Genomic DNA, 24,378 nt, shown 5'->3' with positions numbered 1-24,378 from the left:
CCGCCTCGCCGGTCTCGGGGGACCCGGCAGGGAGACCACCGGGGTACCGCCCAGCCCCGGCCGGGCCGGCCCCGCATCCAGGACCGCTCCCGCGCTCGTCGTGCGTGCCCGGTACCGCGACGCGCGGTTCCTGGTGCCCATGCCGGTGGAGGCGGGAGGGCACGTCCGCCGTGCACGGCCCCTCGGGCAGGAAGGCGCCCAGGGCCGCCTCGGGTCGTCCGGCACCCCAGGCGGCGCGCCGTTCGGCTTCGTGGAGGAAGGCGTCGCTGAACTCCGTCGGCATGGGCCGGGACTCTGCGCGGTGGGCCCGGCGGCCCGGCCCGGCCCCGGGGTGCGGGGCACGGCGTGCCCTCAGGCCAGCGCCAGCGCCAGGCGGGGCATCAGGGCCTCGTCGAAGCGGCGCAGCAGGAGCCGTGCCATCTCCGGGGCGTCGCCCAGGACGTCGGCGAGGACGTCGGCGCCGGCTTCCCGCGCACCGCGCGCGATGCGGTCGGGGAGGAAGCCGGGGGCGATGACGTAGGGGGCGACCGCGATGTGCCGCACGCCCTCGGCGCGCAGGGCGCGCACCGCGTCGGCGGTGCTGGGCAGGGACCCGGACAGCGTCGCGGCGTAGGCGGGACGCACGGCCTGCCAGCCGGTGCGCCGCCACTCCCGCGCGATGCGCGCGATCACCGCGATCGCCTCCGGGTCCGAGGAGCCCGCAGAGGCCAGCACGATCCCGGTCCGGCCGCGGTCGCCCGGATCGCCGGCGTCGGTGGGGCCGACCCCGGCCTCGGACAGCCGCCGCTCCAGCGCGCCGACGAGCAGCGGCGAGGGCCCGAGCACCCCGGCCTGGTGCACCCGCAGCCGCGGGTGCCGGGCGGTCGCCTCGCGCAACGCGGCCGGGATGTCGGCCTTGGCGTGGAAGGCGCGGGTCAGCAGCAGCGGCAGTGCCACCACGTCGCGCACGCCGTCCGCGGCGAGGCGTTCCAGGACCTGCGGCACGCCGGGTGCGCAGTGGTCGAGGAAGGCGGTCTCGACGCGCAGGCCCGGACGGGCCGCGCGGACCCGTCCGGTGAGCGCGTGGACGGTCGCCGCGTGCCGCGGGTCGCGGCTGCCGTGGGCGATGACGAGCAGGACGGGGGCTGCCGGGGACGGGCTCATCGCGTCACCCCCGCGCGAACAGGCCGCGGCTGCGCAGTACCGACCGCTCCAGCGGGGCGAACACCAGCAGTTCGATGCCGATGCCCACGACGAGGATGAGCAGGATCGCGGCCAGGACGGTGGGCATGTCGGACAGCTCGCGGCCCTGTTCGAGCAACTGGCCGAGGCCGATGCCGAGATCGGGCGAGGTGGCGATGAGCTCGGCGGCCATCAGGGAGCGCCAGGAGAAGGCCCAGCCCTGCTTCAGGCCGGCGAGGTAGCCGGGCAGGGCCGCGGGCAGCAGGACGTGCCGTACGGAGTGCAGCCCGCTGGCGCCCATCGTCCGTCCCGCCCGCAGGAAGAGCGGCGGGATCTGGTCGACGCCCGCCACCAGGCCGTTGGCGATCGAGGGCACCGCGCCGAGCAGCACCACGCAGTAGATGGTGGCGTCGGTCAGCCCGAACCAGATGATGGCCGCGGGCACCCAGGCCACCGACGGCAGCGACTGGAGCCCGGACAGGATCGGTCCGATCGCCGCGCGCACGGGCCGGACCCGCGCCACGAGCAGGCCCAGCGGCGTGCCGATGACGACCGAGGCGAGGAAGCCGAGGGCGCCGCGCGACAGGCTGGTCCACACGTAGCCGAGCAGTGTGCCGTCCAGCCACTTGTCCCGCAGGGCGCGGCCGACGTCCGCCGGGCTGGGCAGCTGGTAGTGCGGCTTGACCTCGAAGTGGTAGGCGAGCTGCCAGACCACCAGTACCAGGGCCACGGCCAGCACGGGCGGCAGGGCCTTCTCGCGCAGCAGGCGGCCGAGCGGGACCCGGGGCTCCGAGGGCGTCTCCAGTGCGTCCAGGCCCGCCCCGAGGCCCGCCAGGTCCGCCGCGGAACCGGCGGAGCCCGCGGAACCGGCGGAGCCCGCGGAACCGGCGGAGCCCGCGGAACCGGCGGAGCCCGCGGAACCGGCGGGACCGCTGTCTGCCTTGGTCTCAGTGCTGGCCATGACGGCGAATCTCCCCACGCAGGTGCTCGGTGATCTCGACGGACAGTTCGGCGACGGCGGCGTCCTCGATGCGCCGCGGCTGCGGGATGTCGATCCGCCACTCGCGGGCGATCCGTCCGGGGCGCGACGACATCAGCACGACGCGCTGCGCGAGCCGTACCGCCTCCCGCACGTTGTGGGTCACGAAGAGCACGGACAGCGAGGTCTCCGTCCAGATGCGGGTGAGCTCCTCGTGCAGGACGTCCCGGGTGATGGCGTCGAGTGCCGCGAACGGCTCGTCCATCAGCAGCAGTTGGCTGTCCTGCGCCAGCGCGCGGGCGAGCGCGACGCGCTGCCGCATGCCGCCGGACAGTTCGTGCACCCGCTTGCCGTAGGCGCCCTCGAGACGGACCAGCTCCAGCAGCCGCTCGGCCTCCGGGCGCCGTCCGGCGCGCGGCACGCCGCGCATGCGCAGGGCGAGTTCGATGTTCTTGCCCGCGGTCAGCCACGGGAACAGCGCGTGCTCCTGGAACATCAGGGAGGGGCGCCCGCCGGGGGTCTCGATGCCCCCGGCGGACGGCAGGTCGAGCCCGGCGACGAGGTTGAGCAGGGTGGACTTGCCGCAGCCGGAGGCCCCCAGGAGGCAGACGAACTCACCGGGAGCGACATCGATGCTGATGTCGTCCAGCACCTGCGCCTGCGCGCCGGGGCGGCCGAAGGACTTCGAGACGTGCGCGAGCCGGGCGGCGTAGGGCGCCGCCTCGTCCGTCACGGCGGGCTGGGTGCTGAGTGCGGTGGTCATGGAACGTCACCTCCTGGGGGCTGGGCGTGCGGACGGGTCAGCTGCCGAGACCGGCGTTGCCGAGCTCGGTCTTTCCTTCGGCGGTGAGGATCTTGTTGAGGATCGTGAGGTCGTAGATGCCCTTCAGCTCGGGCTTCTCCAGGAGTCCGGCGGTGACGGCGTGGTCGGCCTCGGTCTGCAGCGTGGACGCCAGCGGGTCGTCGGTGACCTGGATGCTCTTCCACGCCGGGTCGATGACGTCGTCGGGCAGCGGCTTGCCGGACAGCTTCTCCAACTGGGCGTTGGCGTCGGCCTTGGCCTTGTCGGGGTTGGCGGTGATCCACGCGTTGGTCTTCACCGAGCCGCGCAGCACGGCCTCGACGACGTCGGGGTGCTCGGTGAGGAACTTCTGGGAGACGATCACGTTTGTGATGACGAACTTGCCGTCCTTCCACAGGCTGCTCTCGTCCAGCAGCACCTTGGCGCCCTCGGCGACCAGCTTGGACGCGGTGGGCTCGGGGACCCAGGCGCCGTCGATGGAGCCGGACTTGTAGGCGTCCGGGGTGATCTTGTTGTCCGTGCGGATGACGGAGACATCGCCCTTGCCGCTGGTCGCGTCGACCTTCCAGCCCTGCTCGGATATCCAGTTGAGCAGCGCGACGTCCTGGGTGTTGCCGAGCTGCGGGGTGGCGATCCGCTTGCCCTTGACGTCCTTCAGGCTCTTGATCTTCTTGGGGTTGACGACCAGCTTCACGCCGCCGGAGGCCGAGCCCGAGATGATCTTCAGGCTCTTGCCGCCCGACTTGGTCCAGCCGTTGACGGCGGGGGAGGGGCCGATCCAGCCGATGTCGATGGAACCGGCGTTGAGGGCCTCGATCTCGGCGGGGCCCGCGTTGAAGACCGACTCCTTGATCGTGGTGCCGGAGCCGAGCTCCTGGGCGAAGAAGCCCTCCTTCAGCCCCACCAGCGGCGTGGCGTGCGTCAGGTTCGCGAAGTAGCCGATCTTCACCGTGGACGCGGAGAGCTTCTTGCTGGCGACGCTGCTGCTGGCGCCGCTGCTCGCGGCCGCGTCGGAGGTGTCGTCCTTCTTGTCGGAGCCGTAGCCGCAGGCGGCCAGGGCCAGCAGCGGCGCAAGGGCGGCGCCGGCGATGACACGGCGGCGGGTGGCCGTTCTCGGGGCGGTGGTGCGATCGGCAGTCACGGGAGGTGGTCCTCTCGAAGGCCCCGGGTCGCGCTCTCTAGGGCGCGCCGGAGTGGTGGCTGTCTGGTTCCAGGTGGTGCCATGCCGCGTGCGCGGCCGTGGTGCGGTGCTCGGTCGGTGTCAGCGCGCACATCGCGTCACACCGCCCGTGCCGCTGCCCAGACAGCCGCTGCCGACACGGCCGCCCTCCTTGGCGAATCCGGCGAACGCGTCGAAGCCGCTCTTGCCTGCCATCAGAAGTCCCACCCCTCGTCACCGGCCGCGTCACTCGCGGCCGTGGCGTTGCGGGCGGCGAAGGCCTCGCCCGCCATGCCGGCGGTCAGCGTGATGCCGTCCGCCGGGTCGATCAGCAGGAAGGAGCCGGTGAGCCGGGAGTCCGCGTAGGCGTCCAGCGGCAGCGGCTCGGAGGTGCGCAGGACGACGGTGCCGATGTCGTTGACTCCGAACTCGGCGGGCTCGTCGCGGTGCTCCAGTCCGTGCGTCAGGTCGATCTTGTACGGGAGGCGCTTGACGATCGCCTTCACCGTGCGCGTGGTGTGCTTCAGCAGCACGCGGGCCCCGACGGTCAGCGGGCGCTCGTGCAGATGGCACACCGTCGCCTCGACGTCCTGCGTGGTGGCCGGGGCGGCCGCGCTCGGCGCGATCAGGTCGCCGCGGGAGATGTCCAGGTCGTCGCCGAGCAGCAGCGTCACCGACTGCGGCGCCCACGCCACGCCGACCGCCGTGCCCAGCGCGTCGATTCCGGTGATCGTGCTGGTCAGACCAGACGGCAGCACCGTGACATGGTCACCGACGCGCAGCACACCGGAGGAGATCTGCCCGGCGTAGCCGCGGTAGTCGGGATGCTCGGCGCTCTGCGGCCGGATGACGTACTGGACCGGGAAGCGCGCCGGGTGCGCGCTCGGGTCGGTGCCGACCGGGACGGTCTCCAGGTGCTCCAGCACCGTCGGGCCGCCGTACCAGTCCATGGCGGCCGAGGCGGTCACCACGTTGTCCCCGGTCAGCGCCGAGATCGGGATGGCGGTGACCTCCGGCACGCCGATCGAGGCGGCGTACGCGGTGAACTCCTCGGCGATGGCCGCGAAGACGGGTTCCGACCAGTCCACCAGGTCCATCTTGTTGACCGCCAGCACGACGTGCGGGACGCGCAGCAGGGCCGCGACGGCCGCGTGCCGGCGGGTCTGCTCGACCACGCCGTTGCGCGCGTCCACCAGGACCACGGTCAGTTCGGCGGTCGAGGCGCCGGTGACCATGTTGCGGGTGTACTGCACGTGCCCGGGGGTGTCGGCCAGGATGAACCGGCGCCGGGGCGTGGCGAAGTAGCGGTACGCCACGTCGATCGTGATGCCCTGCTCGCGTTCGGCGCGCAGGCCGTCGGTCAGCAGCGCCAGGTCCGGCGCGTCCTGGCCGCGGCGGGCGGAGGCGAGCTCCACGGCCTCCAACTGGTCGGCGAGGACCGATTTGGAGTCGTGCAGCAGCCGTCCGACCAGGGTGGACTTGCCGTCGTCCACGGAACCCGCGGTGGCGAAGCGCAGCAGGGAGGTGGCCGCGAGGTGCTCGGCGGCGGTGATGCCGGCGGTCATCGTTAGAAGTACCCCTCGCGCTTGCGGTCTTCCATCGCGGCCTCGGAGAGCTTGTCGTCGGCCCGGGTGGCCCCGCGTTCGGTGAGCCGGGAGGCGGCGATCTCGGTGATCACCGCGTCGATGGTGGCGGCGTCGGAGTCCACCGCGCCGGTGCAGGACATGTCGCCCACCGTGCGGTAGCGGATCAGCCGCGTCTCGACCGTCTCGCCGTCCTTGGGCCCGCCCCAGCCGCCCGCGGTCAGCCACATCCCCGCGCGGCGGAACACCTCGCGCTCGTGGGCGTAGTAGATCCCCGGCAGCTCGATGCCCTCGCGGGCGATGTACTGCCAGACGTCCAGCTCGGTCCAGTTGGACAGCGGGAAGACCCGCACGTGCTCGCCGGGGGCGTGCCGGCCGTTGTACAGCTGCCACAGTTCGGGGCGCTGGCGGCGCGGGTCCCACTGCGAGAACTCGTCGCGCAGCGAGAAGACGCGCTCCTTGGCGCGGGCCTTCTCCTCGTCCCGGCGCCCGCCGCCGAAGACCGCGTCGAAGCGGTGCTCCTGGATGGCCTCGGTCAACGGCACGGTCTGCAGCGGGTTGCGCGTGCCGTCGGGGCGCTCGCGCAGCCGCCCGTCGTCGATGTAGTCCTGTACGGACGCGACGTGCAGCCGCAGCCCGTGCCGGGCGACCGTGCGGTCCCGGTACTCCAGCACCTCGGGGAAGTTGTGCCCGGTGTCGACGTGCAGCAGCGAGAAGGGCACCGCCGCGGGGGCGAACGCCTTCAGCGCCAGGTGGAGCATGACGATCGAGTCCTTGCCGCCCGAGAAGAGGATCACCGGGCGCTCGAACTCCCCCGCCACCTCACGGAAGATGTGCACCGCCTCCGACTCCAGCGCGTCCAGGTGCGACAGCGCGAAGGGGTTCTCGGTGCTCTCGTCGATCGCGACGACGGTTGTCACGCTGCGTCCCCCTTGTGAGCTTCTCCGCCCGCGCGGCGAACGCGCGGGTCGTGGGTCGGCTGCGGCCCGGTGGCCGCGCGTACTTCCCCAGCCACCGCTGGGCGGTGCCCCGGACTCACGCCAGTCCCCTCTCCACCAGCAGCGCCACGAGCAGCGCCGCCGAGTCGTCCACGGTGTGGTCCTGGGTCTCGATGCGCAGGTCGGGGGTCGCGGGCGCCTCGTACGGGTCGTCGACACCGGTCAGGCCCGATATCTCGCCCGCGGCCTGGCGGGCGTACAGGCCCTTCACGTCGCGCGCCGAGCAGACGTCCAGCGGCGTGGCCACGTGCACCTCCAGGTACGTGGTGCCCCGGGCGTCGTGCCGCTTGCGGACCGCCTCGCGGCTGTCGGCGTACGGCGCGATGACCGGGACCAGGACCTTGACCCCCTGGGAGGCCAGGAGTTCGGCGACGAAGCCGATGCGCTGCACATTGGTGTGCCGGTCCTCGCGGCTGAAGCCGAGCCCCGCGGAGAGGAACGCGCGGATCTCGTCGCCGTCGAGCACCTCCACCCGGTGTCCGTCGCCGCGCAGCCGGTCCGCCAGCGCGCGGGCGATCGTCGTCTTGCCCGCGCTCGGCAGGCCCGTGAGCCACACCGTGGCCCCCGCGTCCGTGACGCCCATCCGCCCCTCCCGGTCGGTCCGTTCCGTCGTCGTCATCAGCCGTGCAGCCCGCACTCGGTCTTGCCGCGGCCTGCCCAGCGGCCGGCCCGCGCGTCCTCGCCCTCCAGCACCCGCCGGGTGCAGGGGGCGCAGCCGACCGAGGCGTAGCCGTCCATGAGCAGCGGATTGGTGAGCACGCCCTGCTCGCTGACGTAGGCGTCCACGTCGGCCTGGGTCCAGCGGGCGATGGGGGAGACCTTGACCTTCGCGCGCCGGGCGTCCCAGCCGACGACGGGGGTGTTCGCCCGGGTCGGGGACTCGTCGCGGCGCAGTCCGGTCGCCCAGGCGTCGTACGCGGTCAGCCCCTCCTCCAGCGGCTGGACCTTCCGCAGCGCGCAGCACAGGTCGGGGTCGCGGTCGTGCAGCCGCGGCCCGTACTCGGCGTCCTGCTCGGCGACGGTCCGGCGGGGCGTCAGGGTGATCACGTTGACGTCCATCACGGCGGCGACGGCGTCGCGGGTGCCGATGGTCTCCGGGAAGTGGTAGCCGGTGTCCAGGAAGACCACGTCGACACCCGGCGCCACCCGCGAGGCCAGGTGCGCCACGACGGCGTCCTCCATGGAGGAGGTCACGCAGAAGCGCGGCCCGAAGGTGTCGACGGCCCAGCCCAGGATGTCCGCGGCCGGGGCGTCCTCCAGGTCGCGTCCCGCCCGTTCGGCCAGGAGCCGGTACTCGTCCGCGGAGTGCTGCTGCGCGGTGGTCACGAACTGCCTCCTTCGGAGGGTCCGGTCTGCAGGCCGCGGGCCAGCAGGCCCAGGAACTTCAGCTGGAAGGCGCGGTTGCAGGCGCGGCACTCCCAGGCGCCGTGGCCCTGCTCCGCGGGGTGCAGGTCCTCGTCGCCGCAGTACGGGCAGTAGAACGGTGCGGCACGCTCGCTCACGACAGGTCCTCCTCCGACGCGCGCGTGACCCACTGGGCGAACCGCTCGCCGTCCTCGCGTCCGGCCTGGAAGCGCCGCAGGACCCGCTCCACGTAGTCCGGCAGCTCGTCCGAGGTCACCTTCAGGCCGCGGACCTTGCGGCCGAAACCGGCCTCCAGGCCCAGCGCGCCGCCCAGGTGCACCTGGAAGCCCTCGACCTGGTTGCCGTCGCCGTCCAGGACCAGCTGGCCCTTCAGGCCGATGTCGGCGACCTGGATGCGGGCGCAGGCGTTGGGGCAGCCGTTGACGTTGATGGTGATCGGTTCGGCGAAGTCCGGCAGCCTGCGCTCCAGTTCGTCGATGAGGGAGGCGCCGCGCGCCTTCGTCTCGACGATGGCCAGCTTGCAGAACTCGATGCCGGTGCAGGCCATCGTGCCGCGCCGGAAAGTCGAGGGCTTCACCTGGAGGTCCAGCGCCTCCAGGCCCGCGACGAGGGAGTCGACGCGGTCCTGCTCGACGTCGAGCACGATCATCTTCTGCTCGACGGTGGTCCGCAGCCGGCCCGAGCCGTGCGCCTCCGCCAGTTCCGCGATCTTGCTGAGCGTGGTGCCGTCCACCCGCCCGACGCGGGGCGCGAAGCCGACGTAGAAGCGGCCGTCCCGCTGACGGTGCACCCCGACGTGGTCGCGCCACTGCTGGACCGGCTGGTCGGGGGCGGGGCCGTCGACCAGCTTGCGCAGCAGGTACTCGTCCTCCAGCACCTGCCGGAACTTCTCCACTCCCCAGTCGGCGACCAGGAACTTCAGCCGGGCGCGGGTGCGCAGCCGCCGGTACCCGTAGTCGCGGAAGACCGAGATGACCCCCTCGAAGACGTCCGGCACCTCCTCCAGCGGCACCCACGCGCCCAGCCGGACACCGATCTTGGGGTTGGTCGACAGGCCGCCGCCGACCCACACGTCGAAGCCCGGGCCGTGCTCGGGGTGGACGACGCCGACGAAGGCGACGTCGTTGATCTCGTGGGCCACGTCCAGCAGCGGGGAGCCGGAGATCGCCGACTTGAACTTGCGGGGGAGGTTGGAGAACTCCTTGTTGCCGATGATCCGGCGGTGGGCCTCGTCCACGGCCCAGGTGCCGTCGATGATCTCGTCCTCGGCGATGCCGGCCACCGGCGAGCCGAGGATGACGCGCGGGGTGTCGCCGCAGGCCTCGGTGGTGGACAGCCCGACACCCTCCAGGCGGCGCCAGATCTCCGGCACGTCCTCGATGCGGATCCAGTGCAGCTGGATGTTCTGCCGGTCGGTGATGTCGGCGGTGCCGCGGGCGAACTCCTGGGAGACCTCGCCGATCACGCGCAGCTGCTCGGTGGTGAGCCGGCCGCCGTCGATGCGGACCCGCAGCATGAAGTACTTGTCGTCCAGCTCCTCCGGCTCCAGGATCGCGGTCTTGCCGCCGTCGATCCCGGGCTTGCGCTGGGTGTACAGCCCCCACCAGCGCATGCGGCCGCGCAGGTCGGCCCCGTCGATCGCGTCGAAACCGCGGTACTGGTAGATCGTCTCAATGCGCGTCCGCACATTGAGACCGTCGTCGTCGCGCTTGAACTGCTCGTTGGCGTTGAGCGGTGTCATGTGGCCGACCGCCCACTGGCCCTCACCACGGTGACGGCTCACCTTGCGGCGTGCGGCGGCGCCCTGCTGGTCGGGGGTGGAAGCCATGGCGATGCAGTCCTTCTGGCAGGCTGAGGAGGCTCGGCAGGATGGGATCGTACGGCGAAGGGCCCCTGCGGCCTGCGGAAACACGGCGCGCTCAGCGGCGGTCCGAGGTGCGGGGGCCGGTGCACGTCCGCGACGTCGGGGACGGCCGGGTCAGTCCGGGGCGGGACGGCGTGCGGGCTCAGTACGCCCGACAGATGGCGCTGGACATGCGTCCGAGGTCGACGTGCAGCCGACCTACCAAGGCGATTCCAGTGCGAGACATGTCGAAAGCGTGTCACGCGGATCTCGGGCGAGTCCACCGTTATCCGCTATCTGGACCCGATCATCCCACATCCTGATACGGCTGCGGTGTCCGCGACCGGACGGACCGGACAGATCACCGCACCCTGCTCGGATGCCGCAGGAAATCGCCCGTGATCGCCCGGAACCCGTCGTGCCCCCGGGTGCCGATGTGCCGCAGCTTGTGGGCCGCCAGTGCGGAGCCGAGCCGCACCCCGGCGCCCAGCAGCGCGCGGTCGGCGGCGAGTGCCGCGAGCACCCCGGCCGCGAAGACGTCGCCCGCCCCCGTCGCGTCCTCGATCTCGCCGTCCGGCAGCGGACGGTGGGCGTAGCGCTCCACCGAACCCGGCCGGCGCACCTCCACACGGTCCGGGTACTTCACCACCGCCGTGCCGCGCAGTCCGGGCAGCAGCGGCGCCAGATCGGTGAACTCGCGCCCGTTGAGCAGCAGATAGTCGCTCGCCGCGGCCATCGCCAGCACGTCGTCGCTCGGCGCGGTGGACCACGCGTGGCCCGGGTCGAAGGTGACGACCGTGCGCGGCGAGCGCTCCCGGACCGCCGCCAGCAGCCCGCGCAGCGCCGCCCCTCCGTCGGGGTCCAGGAAGGACGTCACGTGCACCACCCGGGCCCGCGCCAGGGTGCCGGCGATCTCCTCGAAGTGCCGCCGCACATGCCCGGCGATGCCCGTGTTGGCGCCGGTGTGGGTGAGCAGCGTGCGCTCTCCCTCGTCGTACACCGACAGGCAGATGCCGCACAGCCGCTCGGGGTCCGCCAGCACCAGGGAGCGGTCGATGCCGAGCCGGTCGAGAAGGGCGAGCGGATCGACCGCGTCCAGCGGGCTGCGGCCGGCGACGCTCACGTACCCCAGCCGCAGCCCACGGCCCAGCCGGGCCAGGGCGTGCAGCGCGTTGAAGGCCGAGCCGCCGAGCTCGGGCGTGAGCGGCACCCCTTCCGTGCGCAGGCACTCCAGGGCGGCGCGGACGGCGGGCTCCTCCACCAGCCGCTCGGAACCGCTCTCCAGCGGGGGACGCAGTCCCATGTGCGCGTCGAGCCGGGCCAGCACCGGGCTTCCGCCCACGGCGGACGCTCCCGTGATCAGGTCCAGGTTGAGCGCCCCGACCCCGACGACGTCCATGCCCTCCCCTTCCACGGCGTTCTCGCCCCGCACCGCCCGGCCCGCGCGGTGCGGTCGCCGTCAGGCCCCGGGCCAGGGACCGTCGATCGGCCTCTTCTCCTCTTCCCCCGTCTCGGTACGGAAGATGCGGAAGCCGCGCTTCTCGTAGTTGGCCAGCGCGTGCGGGCCGTCCAGGCTGCAGGTGTGCACCCACACCCGCTTGGTCGGCGTCCGGTCCGGCCACCGCTCGGCCAGGTCCCAGGCCCGCGCGATGCCGAACGACAGCAGCTGCGCGCCGATCCGGCGCCCCCGGAAGGCGGGCAGCAGCCCGAAGTACGCGATCTCGACCTGGGCCTCGTCCTGCGCGTCCAACTCGATGTAGCCGGCGGGCGTTCCGTGGTCCCAGGCGACCCAGGTCTCCACGCCGGGGCGGTCCAGACAGGCGCGCCACTGCTCGTACGTCCAGGGCAGCCGGTCGGTCCACGCGCAGTCGGCGCCGACCGAGGTGTAGAGGAAGCGGCTGAACTCCGGGGACGGCACCTCGGCCCGGACGATCCTGACCCCCGCGGTCGCGGGATCGGGCTCCATGGCCGGCACCGACGGCCGCATATCGGCCGGTGAGGTCTGTTCCAGCGACCAGGTGGTCACGGTGACGGTGTTGCTCATGGGGCCCAGCCAACCACGCCGGCGGCCCCGGCGGCGGGGTGCCCCGCGGTCACGCGGACCATGGGTGGAGGAGTACGTACTCCTGGAGGGACGACCAGTGAAGCGGGGCCGCGAGTCCTCGCGCTCACGCGGAGCGTGCCGTGGGAACCCGCGGGGTCGAGGGGGCCGGCCGACGGTGACCTGGCGGGGCCGGCGGTCCTGGAGGCCTTGGCGCCGGGGCGTGTACGCGGGGCCGCGACCCCGCGGCGGCCGCGGGCAGCGGATCCTGCGTTCGCAGGGGGCCGAGCCGTGGTGCCGGGGCTCACCGGGTGGGCGGGTCGCCCGCGGTCACGAGAAACGCGCCGCGCGGACCGCCGGGGCCGCCGAGTGCGGCAGCAGGTCGGCGGGGTGCGCCGGGCGCAGGAGTTCGACCTCGACACCGTCGGCGAAACGGTACGGCCGGTGGTCCAGGACGCCGGAGAGCGTACGGCGCAGCCGGGACAGCTCGGCGCGGACGGTGACCGTGCGGGTGGTGTCGCCGAACAGGTCGCCCGCCAGTTCGGCGGCGCTGCGCCCGGCCCGGTGCAGGGCGAGGACGAACAGCAGCTCCGCATGGCGCGGGCTGAGCTCCTGCGACCAGCCGCCCGCGCCGCCGGAGACCGTGATGCTCCAGGTCCGCGGGCGGCTCACGTCCAGCACCACCCGGCCCGCCGGTGTCCGGTCCTCCGCCTCGTCGCGGACCCGCACCAGCCAGCCGCCGGGCAGCGGTTCCAGGGTGCACAGGCCGAGCGAGGGCACCCAGGTGGGCCCGGCGCTCGGGGAGGCGGGCAGGGTGATCCGCTCGACCGCCGGCATGCCGGTGACGGCGGCCGTCCAGCCGTTGGGGTCGACGACCGCCGCCCGGCCGGACATCCGGGCCAGCAGCGGGGCCGCGACCGAGCGCAGCCGGTCGACCGCCGCCCAGTGCCGGGAGCGCAGTTCGCCCTCGGCGACCTTGGTCACCGCCGTGACCAGCGACAGCATCGCCGGGTGCACGGTGGCCGCCGGGCCGCTGACGTCGACGGCGCCGAGCAGCCGTCCGTCGCGGGGGTCGTGCAGCGGCGCCGCCGCGCAGGTCCACTGGTGCAGCTCCCGCACGAAGTGCTCGGCCTGGTGCACCTGCACCGGGCGCCCGGCCACCAGCGCGGTGCCGATCGCGTTGGTGCCCACCGTGTCCTCGGCCCACGAGGCGCCCTCGGCGAAGCCCAGCCGGTCCGCGCTCTTGCGGACGGCGACACTGCCGTCGCGCCACAGCACCCGGCCCTCGGGATCGGTGACGACCATGATGTGCCGGGCCTCGTCGGCCACCGAGACCAGCCCGTCGCGCAGCGCGGGCATCACCTCGACCAGCGGGGTGCGGCGCCGGCGCTGCTCGATCTCGTCCGCCGTCAGCATCGCGTTGTGGCTGCCGTTGTCGGGGTCGACGCCGAGGTCCAGGGCACGCCGCCAGGAGTCCTGGATGATCTGCCGGGGGACCGTCGCGGCGGCCTTCCCGCCACCACCCAGTGCGGCCTCCCGCATCCCGCCCAGCATCCGCGCCGACCGGCGCGTCTCCTGGGCCGACTGTGCCGACAACGACCGGGAGTCGAACGGAACCTGGCTCATGGTGCTCCCCGCGTGCGTGTGCGCTGGTCTGCGCTGTGCGCCCGGCAGTGATCGCGACGGTGCATCGGCGACCACACCCTGTGCATATGGTGCCGCCGTCGGTGGTGTTCCGGCGGCATATCCGGCCAATAGCTTGCAACGGTCTGCAACGGTTGCGAATATGCACGCCCCCGACGGACAGTGACGGCGCATCACGCTACTCGTACGGAACACCATCCGTGCGACGGTGAGGTTGGAGACCGGGGGTGGTGCCGAGTCGGCGCGGCACCACCTTCCGCGCGGCGCGGCGGCGGATCGTTTCTCCCGTGATCCCGGACCTTCCACCGGGAACAGGGGGACCGCCGCCGCGCCCGCGCTTCACGCCACCGGGCGCGCCCGCTCCACCACGGCCTCCAGGTCCAGCCCGCGCGGAAGCGTTCCGAAGGTCGCCCCCCAGTCGCCGCCGAGCCGGGAGGCGCAGAAGGCGTCCGAGACCTCCGCCGGCGCGAAACGCACCAGCAGGGAGCCCTGCAGCACCAGCGCCATCCGCTCCACGACCCGTCGCGCGCGCCCCTCGATGCCCTCCAGGTCGGCGAGTTCGGTCAGCAGCGACTTGATCGCCCCGTCCAGCCGGTGGTCCGCGCCCCGCGCCAGCCCGAGTTCCCCGAGGAACGCGTTGAGCGCCTGCGGCTCCCTCTGCAGCGCCCGCAGCACGTCCAGCGCCTGGACGTTGCCGGAGCCCTCCCACACCGAGTTCAGCGGCGACTCGCGGAACAGCCGCGGCATGCCGGACTCCTCCACGTAGCCGTTGCCGCCCAGGCACTCCAGCGCCTCGGCCGCCACCACGGGGCAGCGCTTGGTGATCCAGAACTTGGACACGGCCACCGCCAGCCGCCGGAAGTGCCGCTCCTGCTCGGTGTCCGCGTCGTACGCGGCCGCCAGCCGCAGCACGGTCGTCGTCGCCGCCTCCGACTCCAGCGCCAGGTCCGCCAGGACGTTGCGCATCAGCGGCTTGTCGATCAGCGGACCGCCGAAGGCGCTGCGGTGGGCGGTGTGGTGGACCGCCTGGGCCACCGCCTGCCGCATCACCGCCGCCGAGCCGATCGCGCAGTCCAGCCGGGTGGCCGCCACCATCTCGATGATGGTCGCCACCCCCCGCCCCTCCTCGCCGACCCGGCGCGCCCAGGTGCCGTCGAACTCGACCTCCGACGAGGCGTTGGAGCGGTTGCCCAGCTTGTCCTTCAGCCGCTGGATGCGGAACACGTTGCGGGTGCCGTCCGGCAGGACGCGGGGCAGCAGGAAGCAGGTCAGGCCGCCGTCGCCGGCGGACCCGGTCACCTGGGCGAGCACCAGGAAGCCGTCCGACATCGGCGCCGAGCAGAACCACTTGTGCCCGGTGAGCAGGTAGGCGCCCTCCTCGGCGAGCGGCTCCGCCCGCGTGGTGTTCGCGCGCACGTCCGAGCCGCCCTGCTTCTCGGTCATGCCCATCCCGAACAGCGCGCCCGGCTTCCGCCCCGCTGCCACCAGCTGCGGATCGTAGACCCGCGACCCCAGCCGCGGCTCCCACTCCGCCGCCAGGGCCGGATCGGTGCGCAGGGCGGGCACCGCCGCGTGCGTCATCGAGACCGGGCAGCCGTGGCCCTGCTCGACCTGGGACCACACGAGGAAGCCCGCCGCGCGCCGCAGGTGGCCGTCCGGGCGGGACCAGGCGTCGGTCAGCCCCGAGGAGACCGCCCGGCCCAGCAGCCGGTGGTAGGAGGGATGGAAGTCCACCTCGTCGAGGCGGTTGCCGTAGCGGTCGTGGGTGCGCAGCACGGGGGAGTGCGTGTTCGCCTCCTGCGCCCACGACTGTGCCTGGACCGAGCCGGCCGACCGGCCGATCTCGCCCAGCTCCTGGTCGATCTCCGGCCGGCGCTCGGGCGCGGCGTGCCGGGCCACCCCCTCCACGAGGGCGTCGTCGGCGGCGTACACGTCATACCCGACCAGCGGCGGGGGCTGGTTGGTCACGGTGTGTGTGGGGGCGCTCATGACAGCTACCGTAGGCGCGTGCAGGCAGCAGATGAAACACCCGAGCGGCCCCGGAAGGGCCGGCTTCTCCAGGCGCGGTCCCTCTACCGGAACGTCTCCAAGCGCAAGGTCGGCTGGCTGCTGCTCAAGGACACGGTCAACTCCTGCCTGGAGTACCGCGTCACGGGCCTGGCCGCCGAGGCCGCCTTCTTCGTGCTGCTGTCCCTGCCGCCCCTTCTGCTCGGCCTCGTCGGCGCCATCGGGTACGTGGACGAGGTGATCGGCACCGACACCATCGACAACATCCGGCGCAACATCCTCACCGCGGCGGCCACCGTCCTGTCGGACAAGGGCGTCGACCAGCTGATGCGCCCCCTGGTCGACGACGTGTTCGGCGGCGGCCGGCCCGACGTGATCTCCATCGGCTTCGTCATCGCTCTGTGGTCGGGCTCGCGGGCCCTGAACGTCTTCGTGGACACCATCACGATCATGTACGGGCTGGAGGGCATACGGGGCATCGTCAAGACCCGCCTGCTGGCCCTGCTGCTCTACGTCGTCGCCCTGGTCATCGGCGCCGTCGTGATGCCGCTGATGGTCGTCGGCCCGGACGCGGTCGTGGCGTTCCTGCCGTGGAGCGAGTGGGTCGTCCGCATCCTGTACTGGCCCGTGGTGCTGCTGCTGTCCATCACCTTCCTCACCACGCTCTACCACGTGTCCGTGCCGGTGCGGTCGCCCTGGTACGAAGACATGCCCGGGGCCGCCGTCGCCCTGCTGATGTGGGTCCTCGGCAGCTTCGTGCTGCGCATCTACCTCACCCACACGGTCGAGGGCCCGACCATCTACGGATCACTGGCCGCGCCCGTCGCCGTCCTGCTGTGGATCTTCGTTTCGGCCTTCGCGGTGCTGGTCGGCGCGGCCGTCAACGCCGCGATCGACCGGGTCTGGCCGTCCATCGAGACCGCCGCGGCACGGGAGAAGAACGCCCGGGTGCGCCAGCGCCAGGCCGCCGACCGGCTCGCCGAGGCCGCCGCCCGCCGGGCCGCCTTCGACGACGGCCCCGACGACGAGGTGGGCCCCGTGGACCCGCCCGCCGAATTCCCCGAACGCTGGGCGGGCTTCCTGCCGCCCGAGGACGTCCGCGGCCGGCTGCGCGGCCGGCGCCCGCACGGGAAGGGCGGGCCGCCGACCGCGGAGTGAGCGCGCTGTCACAGGGCGGTGCCATCCTGGTGGCATGTACCGGGAACGTGCCTCCGCCGTCCCTGGCGCCGTGCTGTGGACCAGGACAGCGGACGCCGGGGCGGCCCGGGTGCTGCCCGACGGCTGCATCGACCTCATCTGGGGGGAGGACGCCGGGCTCTTCGCCGCCGGGCCCGACACCCGCGCCCATCTCTCCGCGAGCCCGCCCGGCACCCGCTACGCCGGGCTGCGCTTCGCCCCCGGGGTCGGGCCCGCCGTACTCGGCGCGCCGGCGCACGAACTGCGGGACCGGCGTGTGCCGCTGGACGCGCTCTGGCCGAGCGCGGAGGCGCGGCGCCTGACCGAGCGCGTGGCGGCGGCCACCGACCCCGGCACGGCTCTGGAGGCGGTGGTGCTGGGCCGTCCGTCGCGGCCCCCGGTCCCCTACGCGCCCGAGACGGCCGCGGGCCTCGCCGCCGGCGCCAGGGTGCTCGACGTCGCCGCGGCCCTCGGCGTCAGCGAGCGGCAACTGCACCGCCGCTGCCTGGACGCCTTCGGTTACGGCCCCAAGACCCTCGCCCGTATCCTGCGCCTCCAGCGCGCGCTGCGCCTGGCCCGCCACGGCTTCCCGTTCGCCGAGCTCGCCGGCCGCGCCGGCTACGCGGACCAGGCGCACCTCGCCCGGGACGTCCGCGCCCTCACCGGCGTCCCGCTCGGCCGGCTGCTCACGCGGTAGTCCTCAGGTGTTCTGTCGTCACGTCGCCTCCCCCGGGCCGAAAGCCGGGGGAGCCGACGTGACGACAGGGCCCAGCCTTAGGCCAGCGGCGCGTAGAGGTCCACCGCGTTGCCGTCCGGGTCGCGCACGGTCGCGTACCGCATCCCCCACACGGCGTCGAACGGCTTGAGGTGCCCCTCGTACCCGGCGGCCGTCAGCTCCGCGAACACCGTGTCCACCTCCGCCGGGCCGTCGCACGCGAACGCCAGCGCCATGCCGTGCCCGCCGCCACCAGGCGCCGTCCACTCCGGGTCGAAGGAGCGGATCGTCTCCTGGGTGTCCCAGGCGATCCGCAGGCCTCCGGGCACCTCCGCCTCCACGTGCGGTTCGCCCTCCACCCCCTCGGCGATCTCCAGCCCCAGGCGCCGGTAGAACGCCAGCGACGCCCCCATGTCGGCCACCACGATCTCGATCAGTCCCATTCGCACGGTCATGCCGCCACCGTACGCAGCCCTCCAGCGCCTCGTCTTGAACGAATCGGACGCCTACGCCACCGGGTACCCCACGGCCCCGGGGACCCGCCGCACGGCATCCTCGGCGCGCGCGCCGATGCGCCGGGAAGGCGCCCGCACGGCCGGCCCCGGCGGGAAACCCACCGGGCGGGGACGCCCGGGTGAACGCCCGGAGGCGGACGTACGGCCCGCGGGCGGCGGTGTCCCGTGGGCGTCACGGTTGGGCAACCAGCGGGTCCGAGGGGCTGGGAGCCGGGTCGGCGGGGCCGCATCATGAGTGCTGGGCGGAGAGGACAAGGGGGGGGGACGGAGCGGTGGAATTCACGGTCGAGCGGACGCTGCGACGACGCGGCCGGCGGTGGGTCGCGGGAGGGGCCGTCGTGACGGCGGGCACCCTGGCCTGGCTGGTCGCCGCGTTGGGCGGCGCCGGCGGTGCTTCGGCACCGCTGATCCTGATGTTCCTGTCGCTGCTGGCGGTCTTCAGGGGCCGGCAGGACCTGCGCAAGGCGGCGCGGCCGTTCCGGCTGCGGATCGACGGGTTCGGGATCACGCTGCACGACGCCGAGCTCGCCTGGGAGCAGATCGAGGCGGTCGCCCTGTGGCACGTCCCGAACACCGGCGAGCACAGCGAGGAGACGACGCCCCCCAAGCCGCGGCTGACGCTGTGGACCGCGCCGGGCGTGACGCTGCCCCGGAAGGCGGACCGCACATGGGACAACCGGATCCGCTACACCCTCGTGGACTGCGAGGACCTGGACCAGAGTGTCACCGAGGTGACGACCGCCCTCGCCGGGAACGCCGGTGCGCGCTTCGAGACGGCGCCGCGCGCCGTGCGCCCGCCGATCCCGGTGACCGTGTCGGGGCCCGAACGGAGCGTGCCGGGCGGGGAACAGGTCTTCGCCGACGGGCGGCAGGCCGGTACCTGGGCCCTGGTCTGGGCGGCGGCGGCCGTCGTCTTCAGCTACTCGTTCTGGGAACTGGTCCACGGCCGCACCGTGGGCCCGGAGCCCTTCAGCGCTTTCGGGCCGCTGGGCGCCATCGGCTGCTGGTTCCTCACCGCCCGCTCGTACCGGCGCTGGCGCAAGCCGCTGCGGCTGCGGATCGGCCCCACCGGGATCAGCATGCGCGAGGTCACCGAGGACGAACAGCACTTCGCCTGGGCGGAGATCGCGGCTGTCACGGTCGGCACGTCGGAGGCGACCACCGACAAGCGGCCCTGGCTCGTGGTGTGGCCGCTGCCGGGCACGAGGCCGGGCTCCAACCCCAGCTACCTGGTCGACGGCCACAAGGCCTACGCCCTGGTCCGGCTGGACCGTCTGCCCGGCGGCGCGGAGGCAGTCGTACCGGTCCTCCGGGCGTACGCGGGGGAGCGCTACGCCGAGACGGCCTGAGAAGCGGGAGCCGCGGAAAACGAGTTGCGCGCCCCTCGGGGGGCCGGGCTATGGTTTCGCCGTCGGACCGCGAGCGATCGAGGAGGTGTTGGAGCGATGACTGTCACTGTGCCGGGCGCTGCCCGCATCCAGAAGACCATCAACCCCACCTCGGCGGTCCTCGGCTGACCGCGTCCGTCCCGACGTCTCGTACGCCCTGACGGCGCAGCCGCGCGCGACCGCCCTCCCGAAGGGCTCTCCCCGTTGAAGAACGGAACCGTCCCGCAGCCGTCCACCGCGCTCGTCGCCTACGGCTGGGACTCCCTGCTCGACTCCGCCTTCGCGTCCCACGCGGAGCGGGGCCTCGTCCCCGGCCGCGTGGTCCGCGTCGACCGCGGACTGTGCGACGTCGTCGTCCCCGACGGCCCCGGCGGTACCCACGGCACCGTGACGGTACGCGCCGACACCGAGGACGTCTTCACCCGTGACCCGATGCGGGTCGCGTGCACCGGCGACTGGGCCGCCGTCGACCTCACGCCGGCCACCGGGCCCGCGGTACGCGCCCTGCTGCCGCGCCGCACCACCTTCGTCCGCTCCACCTCCTCCAAGCGTTCCGAGGGGCAGGTCCTGGCCGCGAACGTCGACTTCGCGGTCATCGCGGTGTCCATCGCCGCGGAACTGGACCTCGGCCGGCTGGAGCGCTTCGTGTCGCTGGCGTGGACCAGCGGCGCCCAGCCGATGGTCGTCCTCACCAAGGCCGACCTGGTCCCCGACACCACCTATCTGCTGGCCGACGCGAAGTCCGCCGCGCCGGGCGTGGACGTGCGCGTCGTGAGCGCCGCGACCGGCGACGGCGTGGCGGAGATGGCCGAGGCGCTGGCCGGGGCCACGTCCGTGCTGCTCGGGCAGTCGGGCGCCGGCAAGTCCACGCTGACCAACGCGCTGCTGGGCCGTGAGGTCCAGGAGGTGCAGGCCATCCGTGACAGCGACGGCAAGGGGCGGCACACCACGACCACCCGCGACCTGCTGCCGCTGCCCGGCGGCGGGGTGGTCATCGACACCCCGGGGCTGCGCGGGGTCGGGCTGTGGGACGCCGACGCCGGGCTCACCCAGGCCTTCTCCGACATCGAGGACCTGGCGGCGCGGTGCCGTTTCCAGGACTGCTCGCACACCGCCGAGCCCGGCTGCGCGGTCCTCGCCGCGCTGGAGGACGGCTCCCTGGCGCACCGACGGCTGGACAGCTACCGCAAGTTGCTGCGCGAGAACGCGTGGATCGCCTCCCGCACCGACGCCCGGATGCGCGCGGAGATGCGCCGTGAATGGAAGCAGCGCTCCGCGGCGGGACGGGAGATGTACGAACGCAAGCGAGGCGGCGGGCACCGCAAGGTGTACTGAGCGCGCCGCGCCGCGCCGAGCGCGGTGCGCCGACGTGCCGGCCCGGCTCCCCCTGGGGGCCGGGCCGGTGGTCATCCGGCGCCGTTGTGCCGCTGCCGGCGGCGCAGGGTCAGCGGACTGCCCTCGTGCCAGAAGGTGTAGACGATGCTGCCGAGGCCGAGCGCGACGATCACGACGCCGAGGACGATCGAGTAGACCATGGCTCCTCCAGCCCGTTCGGGACGCGTTTACCGCGCCTTTGCCTTCGCTGTCTGCCCGTGACCTTCCCGTGACCGGTCCCTCCCACACGCGATGCGGGTCAACTCACAGAAGACGTGGGCCTCTTGACCTTTGGGTCCGGAGGTGGGCCGCTTCGCGCACATGCCACAGGAACGGTCGCGGATGGGCACGATAGGGGCAGTGAACATACTCAAATACTCTTCCGCGGCCATCTCCTGGGAATCCCCGAGGGGTCCCGCCGGGCGCTGGTAGGAATTACCCCCAGGCGCGATTGATCGTGCACACGTACGGCATTTCGGCGCCTGTCGGAATGCCCGTATGCGCGCAGCAAGGGGAGCGATGACCTCGGCACCGACCGGTTCCGTGCCCACCCGGAATGCCGCCCACGATCTGCTCGGCCGCGCGCTGGCCAGGTGCCGGGACGAGAGGGCCAGCGGCGTGCTGAGAGTGCAGGGCAGCCCCGGCGGCGCCTTCCATCTGCTCGGCGGCGCGGTCGTCGCCGTGGAGAGCCCCGGCTCCCCGGGGGTGGGCACGCTGCTGCTGCGTTCCGGGCGCATCGACGAGGCCGAGTGGGGCGCCGCGCACGACGCGGCCGCCACCGGAGCGTGGCCCGGGGTCGCGTTCGCCGGTGCCGGACGGCTCGGCAACGCGGAGTTCCAGGTGATCCACCTGATGGCGGCGCAGGACGCGGTCTTCGCCGTCCTGGCCGGCCGGCTGGAGAACTGCGTCCTCGACCCGGCGCGGCCCGACGATCCGGTGCCCGCCCTCGCGCCGGCCGTCGGACGCGGCGTCGAGCCCGAGGAACTGCTGGTCGAGGCGGGCCGGCGGATCGCGGCGCTGGCCTCCCTGCCCCGCCCGGTCTCCCCGGACCGCGACCGGGTGATCGCCCTGGCCGGTTCCGGGGACGACGAGACGCTGCCCGCCACCCGGCGGGACATCCTGGAGTGCGCCAACGGCCGCCGCAGTCCCCGGGACATCGCCTTCCACCTGGGCCGCGGGGTCTGGACCGTCACCGTCGAGGTCTCCCGGATGCTCGCCGAGGGCCTGGTGGAGACCGTGCCCGCGCCCGCGCCTCCCTCCGCGCCCGCCCCCAGGTCCTCCGCGCCCGCCCCGGACCCGGAAGCGGTGCCGCTCCCCGGCCCTGCCCCTGAACCCGATTCCGACCCCGACCCCGACCTCGACCCCGACCCGCCCCGGCCGCCGTACTCGCCGGGGCCCCCGGCCGCGCGCGGTCCCGCTCCGGGGCCGATGACCGTCACCGAGGAAGGGCTGCCGCGTCGCCTTCCAGGGGCCAGCGGCATCCACGAGGCACTGGAGGCCTCCCGCCCGCCTTCGGGCTGGAAGGGATTTCTCCGGCCCCGGGGACGGGGCCGGCCGGATTCCCCCTGACGTCGATTCACGGGGCAGTGACGGCACATCATCCATTCCGCAATGAATTCAAGGAGGTGCACGTGCATGAATCATGACGCCCTGGTCGCCGAGATGCGTGCTCTGCGGGACCAGGTGGTCGGTATCACCGACACCGTCGTGGCGGCGGTCGACGGTCTGCTGATCGCCGCGGACACCGAGGACGCCATCGATCCCAACGGCCTGGCCGCGCTGGCCGCCGCCAGCCTCGGCCTGTCCCAGCGGATCGCGTCCGCGGCCCTGCGCGGCTCCCTGCGCAGGACCGTGACCTGCAGCAGCGGCGGCTACACCGCCGTGTACGCGGTCGACGACACCGCCCTGTTGATCGTCGTGGGCGACGAGGGGATGAACGTCCCCCAGCTCCACGTGGAGGCCCGCACCGCGATCGAGCGGATCGCGTCGATCCTCCTCCAGCCCGAACCGGGCCCCGCATCGGTGGTCGAGCCCGTGCCCGACCACGAAGGAGTCCTCGGATGACCCCCGAAGAAGGAGTGCTGTGAGCACCACCGGAAAGCGCCCGAGTGCGAACATGGCCGACCAGATCATGATGCTGGTGAAGAACCTGCGGCAGGAGGTCCCCGATTGCCTCGCCGCCGGCGTGGTCGACATGGCGACCGGCATGCTGCTGTCCGTCGACACCGTCGACAGCCATCCCCCGGAGGTACTGGACCTGCTGGCCGCCGCGACCCTCGACCTGTTCCAGGGCCGCACGGTGGTGATGATCGAGGACGTCTTCAAGGAGCGTCGCGGAGTCACCACCGACCAGCACTACTTCCAGGAGATCCTCGTCAACAGCGAGAACCTCACCCACCTGTTCTTGCGCAACACCACGCACGAGGACATCGTCGCGGTCGTCGTCTGCCGCCGCTCGGTCAATGTCGGCATGCTCTTCGCCCAGGCCCGCCGGGTGATGAAGGAGCAGGGGGAGTACTGACCAGGCCCGGTGGGTACGGCGGGTCAGGCGGTGGCCCGCCGTACCAGCCGGGTCGGCGTGACGACCGAGGACAGCGGACGGCCGCCGCTGCCCTCCTCCGAACGCCGGGCCAGACCGCGCAGCAGCAGCCGTACCATCAGCCGCCCCATCTCCTCGATCTCCTGACGGACCGTCGTCAGCGGCGGATCGGCGGGCCCGGCCACCGAGGCCATGTCGTCGAAGCCGACGACCGCCACGTCCTCCGGCACCCGGCGGCCGTGGTCGCGCAGCACGCGCAGCGCGCCGGTGGCCATGAGGTCGGAGGCGACGAACACGGCGTCCAGATCGGGTGCGCGCTCCAGGAGTTCGGCCATGGCCCGTCCGCCGCCGCCTGCGGAGAAGTCACCCACGGCGACCAGTCGCGGGTCGGCGTCCGGCAGGACGTCGCGGTAACCGTCGAGCCGGTCGACGGACGCGGTTTGGTCGAGCGGTCCGGTGATGGTCGCGATGCGCTCGCGTCCCAGGGAGACCAGATGGCGCACGGCCTCCCGTGCGCCGCCCCGGTTGTCGGAGTCGACGTAGAGGATCCCGTGGTCGCCGTCCGCCCCGGGCCAGCCGGGACGGCCGCCGAAGACGGTGGGCAGGCCGATCCGCCGGATGATCCCCGGCAGCGGGTCCTCGGCGTGCAGGGAGAAGACCAGGGCGCCGTCGACGTGACCGCCCGAGAGATAGCGGCCGACCCGGTCGTAGTCGGCCGTCCCCTCCACCAGCAGCAGGACGAGCTGCGAGTCGTGGACGGCCAGCTCGCGGCTGATGCCGAGCAACTGCTCGGCGAAGAAGGGGTCCGCGAAGACCCGGGTCTCCGGTTCGGCCACGATCACGGCGACCGCCCCCGTCCGCCGGGTGACCAGGGAACGCGCGGCCTGGTTGGGCACGTACCCCAGTTCCTCGACGGCCCGTCGGACCTTCTCGACCAGGACCTCGCGCACCCCGTCCCCGCCGTTCACCACCCGTGAGACCGTGGCCCGGGAGACACCGGCCCGCTCGGCGACGGCTTCCAGTGTGGGGCGCGGCGTGGAGATCTGGTCGGGCAACGGGAGCTCCTCTCGGGACGGCAACAGCGTAGTC

General features: G+C 73.3%; 25 protein-coding genes. 7 read left to right on the top strand and 18 right to left on the bottom strand.

All coding sequences use genetic code 11. From position 1 onward, the window contains the following. Nucleotides 1-351 precede the first annotated feature (351 nt). From PV364_RS07655 to PV364_RS07590, 15 genes are all read right to left on the bottom strand, one after another. Entirely contained in the window at nt 352-1,143 is a 792-nt protein-coding gene (locus tag PV364_RS07655) for a sirohydrochlorin chelatase (RefSeq protein WP_319658960.1), read from the bottom strand. Nucleotides 1,144-1,147: 4 nt separating this feature from the next. After that, nucleotides 1,148-2,122 (bottom strand): ABC transporter permease, encoded by a 975-nt coding sequence (locus tag PV364_RS07650; protein WP_319658959.1) that lies wholly within the window; start codon nt 2,120-2,122, stop codon nt 1,148-1,150. Next, entirely contained in the window at nt 2,109-2,903 is a 795-nt protein-coding gene (locus PV364_RS07645) for an ABC transporter ATP-binding protein (RefSeq protein ID WP_319658958.1), read from the bottom strand. Before PV364_RS07645 ends, PV364_RS07650 begins: the two co-directional genes overlap by 14 nt. 37 nt (nt 2,904-2,940) lie before the next feature. After that, nucleotides 2,941-4,083 (bottom strand): aliphatic sulfonate ABC transporter substrate-binding protein, encoded by a 1,143-nt coding sequence (locus PV364_RS07640; RefSeq protein ID WP_319658957.1) that lies wholly within the window; start codon nt 4,081-4,083, stop codon nt 2,941-2,943. Between the two features lie 233 nt (nt 4,084-4,316). Continuing rightward, a complete protein-coding gene (locus PV364_RS07635) occupies nt 4,317-5,666 on the bottom strand; it encodes a sulfate adenylyltransferase subunit 1 (protein ID WP_319658956.1) in 1,350 nt (449 codons plus the stop codon). A 2-nt stretch (nt 5,667-5,668) separates the two neighbouring features. After that, complete coding sequence (gene cysD, locus PV364_RS07630; RefSeq protein ID WP_319658955.1) at nt 5,669-6,604, bottom strand: sulfate adenylyltransferase subunit CysD; 936 nt, start codon at nt 6,602-6,604, stop codon at nt 5,669-5,671. A gap of 115 nt (nt 6,605-6,719) precedes the next feature. Beyond that, complete coding sequence (gene cysC / locus PV364_RS07625; RefSeq protein ID WP_319659240.1) at nt 6,720-7,265, bottom strand: adenylyl-sulfate kinase; 546 nt, start codon at nt 7,263-7,265, stop codon at nt 6,720-6,722. Nucleotides 7,266-7,300: 35 nt separating this feature from the next. Further along, nucleotides 7,301-8,008, bottom strand: coding sequence for a phosphoadenylyl-sulfate reductase (locus PV364_RS07620; protein ID WP_319658954.1), 708 nt, complete (start codon nt 8,006-8,008; stop codon nt 7,301-7,303). Then, nucleotides 8,005-8,184, bottom strand: coding sequence for a hypothetical protein (locus PV364_RS07615; RefSeq protein WP_319658953.1), 180 nt, complete (start codon nt 8,182-8,184; stop codon nt 8,005-8,007). Before PV364_RS07615 ends, PV364_RS07620 begins: the two co-directional genes overlap by 4 nt. Then, nucleotides 8,181-9,875, bottom strand: a complete 1,695-nt coding sequence (locus tag PV364_RS07610; RefSeq protein WP_319658952.1) for a nitrite/sulfite reductase — start codon at nt 9,873-9,875, stop codon at nt 8,181-8,183. Before PV364_RS07610 ends, PV364_RS07615 begins: the two co-directional genes overlap by 4 nt. A 178-nt stretch (nt 9,876-10,053) precedes the next feature. Continuing rightward, the gene (locus tag PV364_RS41215; RefSeq protein WP_384281964.1) at nt 10,054-10,137 is read right to left on the bottom strand and encodes a putative leader peptide; all 84 of its coding nucleotides are present in this window, start codon (nt 10,135-10,137) and stop codon (nt 10,054-10,056) included. 114 nt (nt 10,138-10,251) lie between these two features. Next, complete coding sequence (locus PV364_RS07605) at nt 10,252-11,289, bottom strand: PfkB family carbohydrate kinase (protein WP_319658951.1); 1,038 nt, start codon at nt 11,287-11,289, stop codon at nt 10,252-10,254. 60 nt (nt 11,290-11,349) lie between these two features. Next, nucleotides 11,350-11,934, bottom strand: coding sequence for a GNAT family N-acetyltransferase (locus PV364_RS07600; RefSeq protein ID WP_319658950.1), 585 nt, complete (start codon nt 11,932-11,934; stop codon nt 11,350-11,352). Nucleotides 11,935-12,261: 327 nt separating this feature from the next. Then, nucleotides 12,262-13,557, bottom strand: a complete 1,296-nt coding sequence (locus tag PV364_RS07595; protein WP_319658949.1) for a helix-turn-helix domain-containing protein — start codon at nt 13,555-13,557, stop codon at nt 12,262-12,264. Between the two features lie 357 nt (nt 13,558-13,914). Next, nucleotides 13,915-15,564 (bottom strand): acyl-CoA dehydrogenase family protein, encoded by a 1,650-nt coding sequence (locus PV364_RS07590; protein ID WP_319658948.1) that lies wholly within the window; start codon nt 15,562-15,564, stop codon nt 13,915-13,917. Nucleotides 15,565-15,582: 18 nt separating this feature from the next. Here PV364_RS07590 and PV364_RS07585 point away from each other — a divergent pair, with 18 nt between their 5' ends. Continuing rightward, nucleotides 15,583-16,740, top strand: coding sequence for a YihY/virulence factor BrkB family protein (locus tag PV364_RS07585; RefSeq protein WP_319658947.1), 1,158 nt, complete (start codon nt 15,583-15,585; stop codon nt 16,738-16,740). Between the two features lie 34 nt (nt 16,741-16,774). Further along, complete coding sequence (locus tag PV364_RS07580) at nt 16,775-17,455, top strand: helix-turn-helix transcriptional regulator (protein WP_319658946.1); 681 nt, start codon at nt 16,775-16,777, stop codon at nt 17,453-17,455. 77 nt (nt 17,456-17,532) lie between these two features. On the opposite strand, the gene PV364_RS07575 is transcribed toward PV364_RS07580, so the two are convergent. Further along, on the bottom strand, nt 17,533-17,928 hold the full coding sequence (locus PV364_RS07575; protein ID WP_319658945.1) for a VOC family protein: 396 nt from the start codon (nt 17,926-17,928) through the stop codon (nt 17,533-17,535). Nucleotides 17,929-18,326: 398 nt separating this feature from the next. Between PV364_RS07575 and PV364_RS07570 the strand changes: the two genes are divergently transcribed. Beyond that, entirely contained in the window at nt 18,327-19,337 is a 1,011-nt protein-coding gene (locus PV364_RS07570) for a hypothetical protein (RefSeq protein ID WP_319658944.1), read from the top strand. Between the two features lie 243 nt (nt 19,338-19,580). Then, nucleotides 19,581-20,711, top strand: a complete 1,131-nt coding sequence (gene rsgA, locus PV364_RS07565) for a ribosome small subunit-dependent GTPase A (RefSeq protein WP_319658943.1) — start codon at nt 19,581-19,583, stop codon at nt 20,709-20,711. Between the two features lie 71 nt (nt 20,712-20,782). Here the strand turns inward: rsgA and PV364_RS07560 are convergent, their stop codons facing one another. Continuing rightward, entirely contained in the window at nt 20,783-20,911 is a 129-nt protein-coding gene (locus PV364_RS07560) for a hypothetical protein (RefSeq protein WP_319658942.1), read from the bottom strand. Nucleotides 20,912-21,269: 358 nt separating this feature from the next. Between PV364_RS07560 and PV364_RS07555 the strand changes: the two genes are divergently transcribed. The 3 genes from PV364_RS07555 (at nt 21,270) to PV364_RS07545 (ending at nt 23,271) form a co-directional block, all read left to right on the top strand. After that, nucleotides 21,270-22,319 (top strand): MarR family transcriptional regulator, encoded by a 1,050-nt coding sequence (locus PV364_RS07555; RefSeq protein ID WP_319658941.1) that lies wholly within the window; start codon nt 21,270-21,272, stop codon nt 22,317-22,319. A 66-nt stretch (nt 22,320-22,385) separates the two neighbouring features. Next, nucleotides 22,386-22,814, top strand: coding sequence for a roadblock/LC7 domain-containing protein (locus tag PV364_RS07550; RefSeq protein WP_319658940.1), 429 nt, complete (start codon nt 22,386-22,388; stop codon nt 22,812-22,814). A 67-nt stretch (nt 22,815-22,881) separates the two neighbouring features. Continuing rightward, nucleotides 22,882-23,271, top strand: a complete 390-nt coding sequence (locus PV364_RS07545; RefSeq protein ID WP_319659239.1) for a hypothetical protein — start codon at nt 22,882-22,884, stop codon at nt 23,269-23,271. A 23-nt stretch (nt 23,272-23,294) separates the two neighbouring features. Here PV364_RS07545 and PV364_RS07540 read toward each other — a convergent pair whose 3' ends face one another. Further along, nucleotides 23,295-24,344: a LacI family DNA-binding transcriptional regulator gene (locus PV364_RS07540; protein WP_319658939.1), complete on the bottom strand. Its 1,050-nt coding sequence runs from the start codon at nt 24,342-24,344 to the stop codon at nt 23,295-23,297. Between the last annotated feature and the right edge of the window lie 34 nt (nt 24,345-24,378).

Origin of the sequence: Streptomyces sp. MI02-7b (assembly GCF_033793585.1) — a bacterium.
Taxonomy (GTDB): domain Bacteria; phylum Actinomycetota; class Actinomycetes; order Streptomycetales; family Streptomycetaceae; genus Actinacidiphila.
The sequence above is the reverse complement of the archived record's forward strand: the minus strand, read 5'-3'. Positions and strand labels throughout refer to the sequence as shown.

Coding starts and splice junctions, on each gene's coding strand:
- PV364_RS07655 (WP_319658960.1), bottom strand. CDS start 1,143: ATGAGCCCGTCCCCGGCAGCCCCCGTCCTGCTCGTCATCGCCCACGGC.
- PV364_RS07650 (WP_319658959.1), bottom strand. CDS start 2,122: ATGGCCAGCACTGAGACCAAGGCAGACAGCGGTCCCGCCGGTTCCGCG.
- PV364_RS07645 (WP_319658958.1), bottom strand. CDS start 2,903: ATGACCACCGCACTCAGCACCCAGCCCGCCGTGACGGACGAGGCGGCG.
- PV364_RS07635 (WP_319658956.1), bottom strand. CDS start 5,666: ATGACCGCCGGCATCACCGCCGCCGAGCACCTCGCGGCCACCTCCCTG.
- cysC (WP_319659240.1), bottom strand. CDS start 7,265: ATGGGCGTCACGGACGCGGGGGCCACGGTGTGGCTCACGGGCCTGCCG.
- PV364_RS07610 (WP_319658952.1), bottom strand. CDS start 9,875: ATGGCTTCCACCCCCGACCAGCAGGGCGCCGCCGCACGCCGCAAGGTG.
- PV364_RS41215 (WP_384281964.1), bottom strand. CDS start 10,137: ATGTCTCGCACTGGAATCGCCTTGGTAGGTCGGCTGCACGTCGACCTC.
- PV364_RS07605 (WP_319658951.1), bottom strand. CDS start 11,289: ATGGACGTCGTCGGGGTCGGGGCGCTCAACCTGGACCTGATCACGGGA.
- PV364_RS07600 (WP_319658950.1), bottom strand. CDS start 11,934: ATGAGCAACACCGTCACCGTGACCACCTGGTCGCTGGAACAGACCTCA.
- PV364_RS07595 (WP_319658949.1), bottom strand. CDS start 13,557: ATGAGCCAGGTTCCGTTCGACTCCCGGTCGTTGTCGGCACAGTCGGCC.
- PV364_RS07590 (WP_319658948.1), bottom strand. CDS start 15,564: ATGAGCGCCCCCACACACACCGTGACCAACCAGCCCCCGCCGCTGGTC.
- PV364_RS07580 (WP_319658946.1), top strand. CDS start 16,775: ATGTACCGGGAACGTGCCTCCGCCGTCCCTGGCGCCGTGCTGTGGACC.
- PV364_RS07575 (WP_319658945.1), bottom strand. CDS start 17,928: ATGACCGTGCGAATGGGACTGATCGAGATCGTGGTGGCCGACATGGGG.
- PV364_RS07560 (WP_319658942.1), bottom strand. CDS start 20,911: ATGGTCTACTCGATCGTCCTCGGCGTCGTGATCGTCGCGCTCGGCCTC.
- PV364_RS07555 (WP_319658941.1), top strand. CDS start 21,270: ATGACCTCGGCACCGACCGGTTCCGTGCCCACCCGGAATGCCGCCCAC.
- PV364_RS07550 (WP_319658940.1), top strand. CDS start 22,386: ATGAATCATGACGCCCTGGTCGCCGAGATGCGTGCTCTGCGGGACCAG.
- PV364_RS07545 (WP_319659239.1), top strand. CDS start 22,882: ATGATGCTGGTGAAGAACCTGCGGCAGGAGGTCCCCGATTGCCTCGCC.